This window comes from Brevundimonas sp. UBA6550 (assembly GCF_002434505.1).
Taxonomy (GTDB): domain Bacteria; phylum Pseudomonadota; class Alphaproteobacteria; order Caulobacterales; family Caulobacteraceae; genus Brevundimonas.
Genome location: NZ_DJKE01000012.1, coordinates 788,967 through 799,468 on the forward strand (window position 1 = coordinate 788,967; position 10,502 = coordinate 799,468).

The window sequence follows — 10,502 nt, forward strand, 5'->3', positions numbered from 1 at the left end:
CTTGCGAACAAAGAACGTTGATATACGACTACCCGTGGTTGCGTTTCTGCAGCCAAGGAAAAAAGACATGGGTATTTTTGATTGGCTGAACGTGGGCGGCCAAGTGGTCGACCTTGCGTCCAATATCGCAGGTCTTCTGTCCGGGGATTCGCAAGAAAGCAGCGGCGCGACATACGATCTCGGCTCGGTCGCATTCGCCGTCGACCAGAACCAGCAAACCTGGGTCGGCAATCCGACGGGCAATGACATGCTTATGCTGCTGGCCCAGACGCAGCTGCAGGCCGGCAGCGCTCAACCTGGCACCACCACTACGCCGTTGGCGATTTCCGCCAACGGCGGCCAGAACATCACCCAGGCCATGCAGCTGTATCAGAGCGGCGGAACGTTTACGGTCTCGCCGATCAGCAGCACCTCCGACACGCTCTCCAATGCGATCAACTTTGCGATCCGCTCGGTGGCGATCGCCTCGACCGTTTCGATCATCAACGGCGTGACAGCCAGTGGCGGACGGCAAGCCGACGGCACCTGGGCCTTCACGATCAAATCCACGGGTCCCACACTGACCGGCGGCAAGATCACTGTGACCGATCAAAACAATGTCACAGCATCGGCCCAGGTGACGTTCACCAACCCCGACGCGGCGCAAGACATCAGCGACGGCACGGCCATCCTGCCCGAAAGCCTGCTTCTTTCGCCAACCATAACGGCGCTTGAAATAGAGTTGGAGATGAGCGCCGACGACATTCGCGCCTTGTCGAAGGCGTCGGCCAGCACGCCTTTGAAGGACATCCCTGTCTTCAGGAACCTGAAGCCCCGCTAGACCGTAGCCGGGGTTCAACGCCTCGGGATTACCCAAGCCTGCGGCGCCTTGCTCAAAAAGAAAGGACTGGACGCTTCGTGCGTCCAGTCCTCGTTCTTTTGATATTTCGGAGCCGTGATCGGCCTGCGCCAGGGATCCCGATCAGCGCGGGGCCAGGATCATGATCATTTGGCGGCCTTCCATCTTGGGCGCGAACTCGACCTTGGCGATTTCGTCGAAGTCGGCCTGCACCTTGTGCAGCAGCTTCATGCCCAGTTCGGGGTGCGCCATTTCACGACCGCGGAAGCGCAGGGTGACCTTGACCTTGTCGCCCTCGTCGAAGAAGCGGTGCATGGCCTTGGCCTTCACCTCGTAGTCGTGAGTGTCGATGTTCGGACGGAGCTTGATTTCCTTCAGCTCGACGACCTTCTGGCGCTTGCGCTGCTCGGCCTTCTTCTTCTGCTCCTGGAAACGGTGCTTGCCGTAATCGAGGATCTTGGCCACCGGCGGCTCGGAGGTGGAGACGATCTCGACCAGGTCCATCCCGGCTTCCTCGGCGGCTTCAAGCGCGGCGGAGGTGGGCATGACGCCTTGTTTTTCGCCGTTCTGGTCGATGAGCAGAACGCGAGGGGCGCGGATATCCTGGTTCATACGCGGCCCGTCTTTCACGGGTGGCGCTTGCATGGGACGGCGAATGGGCGTCGTTTCCTTATGTGGTTAGAAGAGGCGTGTTTTTCGATAAGCGGAAATGCGCGGCTGCCGCCACGTTTCCCGCAGGGTTGGCAATATGCGCCCGAAGCCCCGGTTTTTCAAGGCTTGGCGGGCGTCTCGGCGATATCGGCGTCATGCAGGGCCAGCACAGCCTCGAACACATGATCGACGGTCAAATCCTCGATGGGGGCGAACTGGCCGCGCGTTTCGTTGGACGCCGCCGTGCGGGTCTTGGGTCCCCAAGGCCCATACAGCCACCATTCGGTCGGACCGAACAGGCCCAGGGTCGGACGCCCCAGCGCCGCCGAGACGTGCATCAGGCCGCTGTCATTGCCCACGAACAGATCGGCCCGGTCGATGGCGGCGGCCGAGGCCAGGATGTCGCCCTTGCCGACGAAGTCGACGCCGCGCGGCCCGGCGGCTTCCAGCGCGGGCGTCGCCGGCGGCCGGTCGCCCGGTCCGCCCACGGGCATGAAGCGCCAGCCGTCGAAGCGCGGCTCGGCCTTCAGCTTTTCGACCAGCGCGCCCCAGCGGTCGGCGGGCCAGCTCTTGCCCGGCTGGTGGGCGATGGGGGCCAGCGCAATGATCGGACCTGGACCCGCGCCGTCCGCCAGCTGAGGATCGATGACGGCGGCGGCCTCGGCCCGCGCCCGGTCGTCCAGGAAGATTTCCGGGTCCAGCGGCGTTTGCGACCCCATCAGGCGCGACACCATCTCGACCTTGCGCAGCCCCGTCTCCCAACGGCGATTGTAGACGACCCGACGCTTGGCCGGGATCAGATAGGACAGGGCTGATCCACGAATGTCGATCACCAGATCCCAGCGCGTCGACCGCACCTGTTTCCACAGGTCGAACCAGTGGCCGGACAGTTTCTTTTTGTCGAGGATGATGGTCCGCACCACGCCCGGCGCCGACCGGAAGAAGGGCGCGGGCGGCCGACCGCAGGCGACGGTGATCTCGGCCCCCGGGACCTGGCGCGCGATCTCGCGGATCACGCCCGACGAGATCACGCAATCGCCGATGCGGTTGGAGGTGACGAACAGGACCTGGGGCGCGGACAAATCTTCCTCCGTCATCCTCGGGCTTGACCCGAGGATCGGAAGCGCCCCGCGTGCGATGCGGAACGCGGGCTGCGGCCGGGGCCGCCTTCAGTCGTCCGTGTGCGTCACGCCCCATCCTCGGGTCAAGCCCGAGGATGACGAAGACAGGGCGCAGAGGGTGACGGGATGCGAAACACGCGGCAAAAGAAGGCCATGACCGACATCCAGCACCTGCCCCGCCCCGACGGCGAAACACTGGCCTTCAAGCGCGTCGAGGGTGACGGCCCCACCGTGGTCTGGGTCGGCGGCTTCCGCTCGGACATGGAGGGAACCAAGGCCCTGGCTCTGGACGCCGCCGCACGCGAACGCGGCTGGAACTTCGTCCGCTACGACCATTTCGCCCACGGCCGGTCCTCCGGCGACTGGAGGCAGGCGACCATCGGCCGCTGGCGCGAGGACGCCATCGCCCTGATCGACAGCCTGTCGGGGCCGGTGATCCCAGTCGGTTCGTCGATGGGCGGCTGGGTCTCGCTGCTGGCGACCCTGGCGCGGCCCGAACGGATCAAGGGGTTGGTGCTGGTCAATCCGGCCCAGGACTTCACCGAACGGCTGATGTGGCCCGGTCTGGCCGACCACGAACGTCAGACCATCCTGCGCGAGGGCGAGACCCTGATCGTCGAGGAGGGGCTGGGCGAATATGTCCTGACGCGGCGCATGTTCGAGGAGGCGCGAGACTGGCTGCTGCTGGACGGCGTGATCGACATCACAGCCCCCGTCCATATCCTGCAAGGCCGGGCCGACGACGTGGTGCCGTGGCGGCATCAGGTCGAACTGGTCGAACGCCTGACCGGCGGCGACGTGCGCCTGGACCTGATCGACGGCGGCGATCACCGGCTTTCGTCCCCAGCCGACCTCGACCGCCTGGTCGCGGCGGTCGAGACGATGCGCCTGTAAACCCCGCTCATCCCGGCGAAAGCGGGGACCCAGCGCTTTGGGCGCTCCAGCGTCTGATCTTCGCCCTAACACCGATCCAACGCACGGCTGCGCAAAAGAACTGGGTCCCCGCTTTTGCGGGGATGAGCGGATTCTCTCAGACCTTGCCCGTCAAAGCCCCGTACAGATCCGTGCGCCGATCCCGGAAGAAGCCCCAGGCCGCACGGTATTTCTCCAGTTCGTCCAGGTCGAAGCCGTGCACCAGCACGCCCTCTTCCTCCGCCCCTAGGCTTTCCACCAGTTCGCCCTGCTGGTCGGCGATGAAGGAGTGGCCATAGAAGGTCTGGCCCGCCTCGGTCACCGTCTCGTGCCCGATGCGGTTGGCGCCGACCACCGGCACGGCGTTGGACACCGCATGGCCCTGCATGGCGCGCCGCCACGGCTCGGCCGTGTGCAGGGTCGCATCGTGCGGCTCGGTGCCGATGGCGGTGGGATACATCAGGACATCGGCGCCCATCAGCATCATGGCCCGCGCCGCTTCCGGGAACCACTGGTCCCAGCAGATGCCGACGCCGACCTTGCCGAACCGGGTGTTCCACACCTTGAAGCCCGTGTCGCCCGGCCGGAAATAGTATTTCTCCTGATAGCCGGGGCCGTCGGGGATGTGGCTCTTGCGATAGATCCCCAGCGCCTCGCCGTCCGCATCCAGCATGACCAGCGAGTTGTAATACTGCGGCCCGTCTTTTTCGAAGATGGACACCGGAATGGCAACGCCCAGTTCCTTGGCCACCGGCGACAGCGCCGTCACGCACGGATGGGTGCGCCATTCATAGGCGTGGCTGAACCAATGCTCCTCCTGCGATACGCAGAAATACGGCCCCTGGAACAGTTCCGACGGCAGGATCACCTGCGCCCCCCGCCCCGCCGCCTCGCGCACGAAGCCGATGGTCTTGTCGATATTGGCCTGCAGGTCCTCGCCATACGAGGTCTGGATGCCGGCGACGGTGATCTTGCGGGTCATGCGGGGCTCCGGGTGATGAGTGCTAGTGAGCAAGGGGTGAGCAGATCAGCGGCGGTCGCTGATCGATTTTAGCAGGCCGGTTGTCATGCGTCCGAGCTCGAACAAGTCATCCATTATGGCGCGGAAAGAAGGCTCTTCGATGTAGCTGAGGCGACGCGCGATAATCAGAAGGGTCTCGAGTTCCGCCAACGAGCCTCGGGCGATGCCAATGAAGTGCATGAACTCGCCAGGCGTCCGCCGGCCGGCCCCTTCGGCGATATTCGCCGGCACGGATACGGCGGCTCGACGAACCTGGCTGACGAGACCGTACTGCTCCGCCTTCGGCCAATCGACGGTCGTCCGGTAAAGCGTCTCCGTCATGTCCAGGGCGATCTGCCAGACCTTGAGGTCGCGATGGCGGACCGCTCCCTCGCTCACCCCTTGCTCACTAGCACTCGCCACTCACGCCGGCTCCTGCTGAGAAATGCAGTGGAACGATCCGCCGCCGGTCAGAATGGCGTTGGACGGCAGCGGGATGATCTCACGGTCCGGGAAGGCGTCGGCCAGGGCTTCGCACGCAAAACGCGCCGCTTCCGCGTCGCCATAGGTCGGCACGATCACCGCGCCGTTGGCGATCAGGAAGTTCATGTGGCTGGCGGGGATCGGGCGTTCATCCTCGTCCAGCACCAGGCCGGGCGACGGGATGCGCACGACCTTCAGACGGCGTCCGGCCGCATCCGTCATGGCCGACAGATCGCGCGCCGTGGCGTCATAGACGTCGGCGTTGACGTCGTTGGTCCCCCACGCGATCGGGCAGGCCACGACGCCCGGCGCGACAAAGCGGGCCAGATTGTCGACGTGGCCGTCGGTGTGATCGTTCAGCAAACCATCGCCCAGCCACAGCACCGCCTTGGCCCCCACGGCCTGATCCAGCGCCGCCGCCGCGACAGCCTCGTTCTGGTTCCAGGCCGGATTGCGGTTGGGGTTCAGCAGGCACTGGCGCGTGGTCAGCACCGTCCCCTCCCCGTCGTGATCCAGCGACCCTCCCTCCATGACGAAGTCGTTCCAGGTCAGGGGCGTGCCCGAATGCTCGCCGATCTGGCCGGCCACCAGATCGTCGCCCGGCATGTCGTATTTGCCGCCCCAGCCGTTGAACCGGAACGCCGCCGCCGTCTTCGAACCCGCGCCGAAGATCGGCCCCGTGTCGCGCAGCCAGATGTCGCCGAACGTCCCGGCCACCACCTCGACATTCTCCACGCCCGCGAACCGGGCCTGAACCTGGGCCACGATGTCGGCCTTGCCGACCATCAGCCTGACCTGCTCGCGCCCCGGCCCGGCCAGCGCCCGCACCAGCCCCTCGACCTCGTCGCGCGCCTGCTCCAGCGCCTCGAACCAATATTCCGCATGGCTGGGCCAGCCGACCCACATGGCGCGGTGCGGAGCCCATTCGGCGGGGATGGGAGCAGCAGTCGGATCGGTCATGCGGGCGTCCTCAAGAAGGGCCGAACTCGGAGCCGCGCCATATGGCCCCAAGCGCCCCCGACTTCAACGTCGGCCACGAAAAAGGGCGGCCCGCGAACGGACCGCCCTTCGTCGTTTCAGTCTGGCTGAGCCTTAGAACTTCAAGCCAACCGTCATTTGGACGGTGCGCGGCGCGCCCAGCGAGAAAGTGCGCGGCTGGCCAGAGCGCGTGACACCGCCGCCCACCGCCACCGGCAAGGCATTGTTGCCGGTCGAGATGTTGCCCAGGTAGTCTTCGTCGAACAGGTTGGTCACGTTCAGCTGAACATAGGCGCCGCGGATCGAGATGTTCTGCAGGTCGTAGCGAACGTCCATGTCGGCGACGACGTAGGACGGCGAGGTTTCGTCGTTCACGTCCGTCGAGAAACGCTCGCCGACATATTTGGCCTGCAGACCGACGTGGAAGGCGTCGGTCGGATCCCAATCGACGCGCGCCGAATAAGTCCATTCCGGCGTCTCGACCAGCTTCTTGCCCTTGGTCGGCAGGAAGGTGGTCGCCGACAGGGCCAGATCGTCCTGCAGTTCGCTGTCGTTCCACGACGCCGAGGTGTTGAACGTCCATTGGTCGTTCAGCACGTAGCCCAGTTGAGCATCGACGCCCTGTTGCTTCACCTGACCGACGTTGCGGTCGATGCTGATGCCAAACGTCGGCGAGTTGATGTCGTTGTCGAACGACGACACGATCCGGTCGTTATATTCGATGTACCAGGCCGCGACCGAACCGATGATGCGTTCGTTGCGGAAGCGATAGCCCAGATCGTAGGACTTGGTCGTCTCCGGCACGACGGTGGTGAAGTCCAGGGCGTTCGTCGTGGTGTTGCGAACCGGCTGATACAGGTTGTCGGTGCGCGGCACCGAAATGCCCTCGGCGTAGCTGGCATAGACGCTGTGTCCTTCGCCGAAACGATAGACGATGCCGGCGTTCGGCAGAACGTCGTCATATTTGATCGTCTGCGAATACGGCGGGATGTAGGCCTGCGTGCCGGTCGAGGCGAAGTTGACATTGCCGTTGGCCAGGGTCGCCGACGGGGTCTCGGTGGTGCAGCGCACCGTCGAGGTGCCGTTCAGCGAGTAGCAGTACTGGTTCAGCTGGCGCTCGAAGAAGGGCGCGCGAACGCCCAGGTTCACCGTCACAGCCTTGTCCAGGAAGTCGCCGACGTATTCGACGGCGATCTGGTTCAGCTGGGCGATCGAGAAACGATCGCGGCCGCGCAGGAAGGAACCGTCGCGACCGACGATCCGGGCGTCCTTGTCGCCCCAGCGCTCTTGGCCGCCGAAGACGTTGCCCGGCTCGCTGTCGATGCCCGTGCGGGTCCATTCGGCTGTCTGGCGGTGGCGGCCGTAGTCCAGCGTGTAGGCGGCGCGCAGGCGCTGCGAATCCGTGATGTTCCAGATCAGCGAGCTGGTCAGGCCGTAGCGATGGGTATTGGTGTTGTTCGGCGTGTACAGGCCGACGTTGTCACAGCTGTCGCCGTCGCCGTTCAGATCGACGCCCGTGCTGTTAAAGGCCGCCGTGGCGCACTGGGCGTTGGTGATGGCCAACAGACCGGTCGCGCTGTTGTTGTTGGTGCGGTTCTGATCAAGGCGGTCGTCACGCTCGTTGACCAGGGTGTAACCGCCGCCATTGGCGATGGTGTACTGGAACGAGGGGTCGATGGTCAGGCGAATGCTGTCCGTCAGGCCGTAGCTGAACTGACCGCGGATATTGCCGGTGTTGGACGGGTTGATCCGGATGCCGTGATAGTTGGAGCAGCTTCCGGTCGCGGTCGTGCCGTCGCTCAAGAAGCGGGTCGAAGCCGAGTTCTCATCCTGCACAGTGCCGGCGACAGCCGCCGGGCGAACGCAGGCGACGTCGTTTTCCAGGAAGGAGTTGGCGTCGAACTGGGCGCGTGTGATCTGGTTGTTATACTGGCTGTTGCGGTTGATGTTCCAGTGTGCGGCCAGGCTGGCGAAGTTGCCTTCACCCAAATCCTGATAGATCTTGCCATTGAACTGAGTTTTCTCGAGTTCGCCGGGCCCTTTGAACTTGTCGTACTTCGTGTAGGAAGCGGTCGCGTAGGCGGTGGTGCCCCACGGTCCGAACTCGCCAGAGTCCACGCGGGCGAACATGCGCTTGTAGTTGAACTCGCCGATCGAGGTGTTGATCTGCAGACCGCGCACGTCCAGCGGCGTCGCCGAACGATAAGCGATGGTGCCGCCGGTCGCCGAAGCGGTGGGGCTGTCAACGTCGGTCGCGCCAAGGTTCACCGAGGCACGCTCGATGATCTCGGGATCGAGCTGCTGGTTGGTGTAGGCGGCGTAGTTGCCGGTGTCGTTGAGCGGCATGCCGTCGAAGGTGATCGAGACGCGGTTGCCGTCGAAGCCGCGCAGACGAATGTTGCCGCCAGAGTTGCCGTAGGGATCGGAGTTCACGAAGTTCAGGCCGGGAACCAGGTTCAGGCTCTGCAGGATCGTCTGGCCCGACGCCTGGGTGCCTATGAATTCTTGGTTGATGCTGGAGCGGCTCTTGGACGAGGTTTCGGCCGTGACGCCCGCGATGGCGCGCGGAGCCCGCGTGCCGGTGACGACCACTTCCTGCACTTCGGTCGCTTCCGTGCCGGTCGATTGGGCGGCGGCGACGCTGGCGAAGGCGAGCGAGCCGACGAGGGCGGTGGTCGCCCAGATCAGGCTTTTACGAGTGGTCATTACATCTATCCCCAGATGGATGGTGGCGCAGGGCCAAGGCGACAAGCGGCCATCGCCCGTCGTAATCCCGCCCCCTCTAGGGCCCATGTCCGAACTTGGGGCGACAGTTATGTAACAGCAATATGACAGCGATTGAGGGTGGCCCGGACGCCACACCCCAACCCGCTTAAGCCACGCCTTATGGGCCGGCGCGCTCGAAAACGTCGGCGACGCCGCGCGCCGTTGGCAGGATGGCGTGCGGCTCGTGATAGTTGCCGTTGACTTGGCTCTGGGCGATCACATGGGCGCGGAAGCGCGTGAACAGGGCCGTGTCCGGCGCCTGGGGCGCGGACCAGAAGGCGTCGAGGGGCTGCTGATCGGTAAGGCCCTCGAAATCGAAGAAGGCGTCGCCCATCACCTTGACCGGCGTATGGAAGCCCAGGGCCGACAGGGCGGCGCTGGAGTTGTTGACCACCATCCCCTGCGACGCGCGACACAGAGCCGCCAGATTGCCGCCGTCGATGAAGTCGACGCGCCCGTCCAGCCCGTGTTCGCGCGCCAGGCGCAGGGTGATCTTGCGCAGGTCGACGATGCCGGGATCGAGGGGATGGTTCTTGACCACCAGCCGGCTGGCGGCCGGCGCCTGTTCCGCGAAGCTCTTGATGACCGCCGTCAGAAAGGCGCAGTTGTCGGCGTAGCGCGAATAGCGCAGCAGCTGGGCGTCGCCCTCGCGCTGAAGGCAGGCGATGAAGAAGTCGCCTTTGGCCTTGATGACGTCGGCGTCGCAGTTCTCGGGGCGGCGGAAGGCCAGGCTGACGTAGCGGCGGATATGCCCCGCGCACTGTTTCAGCGGCGAAAAGACATAGGGCGCGGCATAGTTGGGGAACAGCGCCCCGCCTAGAATCTGCACCGTATGATAGGCGCTGATGTTGGCCACATGGTGGGGCAGGATCTTCCCGACCTGATGCGGTTCGGGCAGGCGCGGCGCCGGCTCGGGATAGCCGTCGCGGAAGCGCGGCAGGGCGCTGGAGCCGTTGACGCCATTGCGCTCCACCGTGATCCAGTCGGGGCGGAAATAGCCGTTCTCCAGCACCCAGATGCGCGCGGACAGGATGTCGGCCGCCGCCAGCACCGCACGATTATAGGGGCCGGCCTCGCCGAAGACGATGATGTCGCTATAGGCGTCGAGCGTCGGAACGCCGTCGGCCCAGGCCTGGGCCGTGTCCTTGAAGCGTATGCCGCCCGCGCGACGCCAGTTCAGCGCGTCGCCCGCGTTGAAGATCATGCGGTTGACGCTGGCGCCCTGGCCTTCCAGCACGCCGGCCAAGGCCATGCCAAAGGCGCCGAACGGCGCCGAGACGATCAGGAAGCGACGGCCTTTCAGACCATCGCGCGCACGGTGCGTCGGCGACGGGAAGGCCGAAATCGTGGCGGAGACGGCCGTCTGGGATGATCGCGCGCGCAGGACGGTGTCGCGCTGCGCCGTATCCGAACGCAGGCGATAACGCCGACGGCGACGCGCGGAAAGCAGTCTGGAAGACGACCTGAGATCTGTCATCTAATCCGCCTTGCCCACGAAAAGTCCTGACGTCTTCACCGATCCGCCGGCGCTGACGACGCAATCAGGACGTTCAAACAAAGCGGTCATTCTCTGCCTTGTGTCGCGACGGTTACGCACGATCAACAGGAAAAGTCGAACGGGGCGACGTTTCCGAAAATAGAATGGCCTGCTGTGGCTTAATCGCACGAAAGCCGCCGCCGCCCATGAGACGACGACGGCTTCCGGTTTAGAAATCGACACGTCCGTCGATCCTCAGGATCGCCGGTCTGGTTG

The 10,502-nt window shown here is 64.8% G+C and carries 9 protein-coding genes; 2 read left to right on the forward strand and 7 right to left on the reverse strand.

Annotation, left to right across the window (positions count from 1 at the left end):
- Nucleotides 1-67: 67 nt before the first annotated feature.
- Entirely contained in the window at nucleotides 68-820 is a 753-nt protein-coding gene (locus B3Z70_RS17140; RefSeq protein ID WP_292024410.1) for a hypothetical protein, read from the forward strand.
- A 141-nt stretch (nucleotides 821-961) separates the two neighbouring features.
- Here the strand turns inward: B3Z70_RS17140 and infC are convergent, their stop codons facing one another.
- Both infC and B3Z70_RS17150 read right to left on the reverse strand, forming a co-directional pair.
- A complete protein-coding gene (infC, locus tag B3Z70_RS17145) occupies nucleotides 962-1,483 on the reverse strand; it encodes a translation initiation factor IF-3 (RefSeq protein ID WP_201099872.1) in 522 nt (173 codons plus the stop codon).
- Nucleotides 1,484-1,608: 125 nt separating this feature from the next.
- Nucleotides 1,609-2,571, reverse strand: a complete 963-nt coding sequence (locus B3Z70_RS17150; RefSeq protein WP_292045953.1) for a glycosyltransferase family 9 protein — start codon at nucleotides 2,569-2,571, stop codon at nucleotides 1,609-1,611.
- A gap of 192 nt (nucleotides 2,572-2,763) precedes the next feature.
- On the opposite strand from B3Z70_RS17150, the gene B3Z70_RS17155 reads away from it, so the two are divergent.
- A complete protein-coding gene (locus B3Z70_RS17155) occupies nucleotides 2,764-3,504 on the forward strand; it encodes an alpha/beta fold hydrolase (protein WP_292021634.1) in 741 nt (246 codons plus the stop codon).
- Between the two features lie 136 nt (nucleotides 3,505-3,640).
- Here the strand turns inward: B3Z70_RS17155 and aguB are convergent, their stop codons facing one another.
- The 5 genes from aguB to B3Z70_RS17180 all read right to left on the reverse strand — a co-directional run bounded on the left by aguB (nucleotide 3,641) and on the right by B3Z70_RS17180 (nucleotide 10,226).
- Nucleotides 3,641-4,504, reverse strand: a complete 864-nt coding sequence (gene aguB, locus B3Z70_RS17160; RefSeq protein ID WP_292021632.1) for an N-carbamoylputrescine amidase — start codon at nucleotides 4,502-4,504, stop codon at nucleotides 3,641-3,643.
- A 45-nt stretch (nucleotides 4,505-4,549) separates the two neighbouring features.
- Nucleotides 4,550-4,921 carry a four helix bundle protein gene (locus B3Z70_RS17165; RefSeq protein WP_292021630.1) on the reverse strand — a complete coding sequence of 124 codons (372 nt, stop codon included), beginning with the start codon at nucleotides 4,919-4,921 and terminating at the stop codon, nucleotides 4,550-4,552.
- A 24-nt stretch (nucleotides 4,922-4,945) separates the two neighbouring features.
- Nucleotides 4,946-5,965: an agmatine deiminase family protein gene (locus tag B3Z70_RS17170; RefSeq protein WP_292021629.1), complete on the reverse strand. Its 1,020-nt coding sequence runs from the start codon at nucleotides 5,963-5,965 to the stop codon at nucleotides 4,946-4,948.
- Between the two features lie 132 nt (nucleotides 5,966-6,097).
- Nucleotides 6,098-8,689, reverse strand: a complete 2,592-nt coding sequence (locus B3Z70_RS17175; protein ID WP_292021626.1) for a TonB-dependent receptor — start codon at nucleotides 8,687-8,689, stop codon at nucleotides 6,098-6,100.
- A 178-nt stretch (nucleotides 8,690-8,867) separates the two neighbouring features.
- A complete protein-coding gene (locus tag B3Z70_RS17180) occupies nucleotides 8,868-10,226 on the reverse strand; it encodes a capsular biosynthesis protein (protein ID WP_292021625.1) in 1,359 nt (452 codons plus the stop codon).
- Between the last annotated feature and the right edge of the window lie 276 nt (nucleotides 10,227-10,502).

What these genes read in the sequence shown, in the direction of transcription:
- B3Z70_RS17140 (WP_292024410.1), top strand. Translation starts at nt 68, where the DNA reads ATGGGTATTTTTGATTGGCTGAACGTGGGCGGCCAAGTGGTCGACCTT.
- infC (WP_201099872.1), bottom strand. Translation starts at nt 1,483, where the DNA reads ATGCAAGCGCCACCCGTGAAAGACGGGCCGCGTATGAACCAGGATATC.
- B3Z70_RS17155 (WP_292021634.1), top strand. Translation starts at nt 2,764, where the DNA reads ATGACCGACATCCAGCACCTGCCCCGCCCCGACGGCGAAACACTGGCC.
- aguB (WP_292021632.1), bottom strand. Translation starts at nt 4,504, where the DNA reads ATGACCCGCAAGATCACCGTCGCCGGCATCCAGACCTCGTATGGCGAG.
- B3Z70_RS17170 (WP_292021629.1), bottom strand. Translation starts at nt 5,965, where the DNA reads ATGACCGATCCGACTGCTGCTCCCATCCCCGCCGAATGGGCTCCGCAC.
- B3Z70_RS17175 (WP_292021626.1), bottom strand. Translation starts at nt 8,689, where the DNA reads ATGACCACTCGTAAAAGCCTGATCTGGGCGACCACCGCCCTCGTCGGC.
- B3Z70_RS17180 (WP_292021625.1), bottom strand. Translation starts at nt 10,226, where the DNA reads ATGACAGATCTCAGGTCGTCTTCCAGACTGCTTTCCGCGCGTCGCCGT.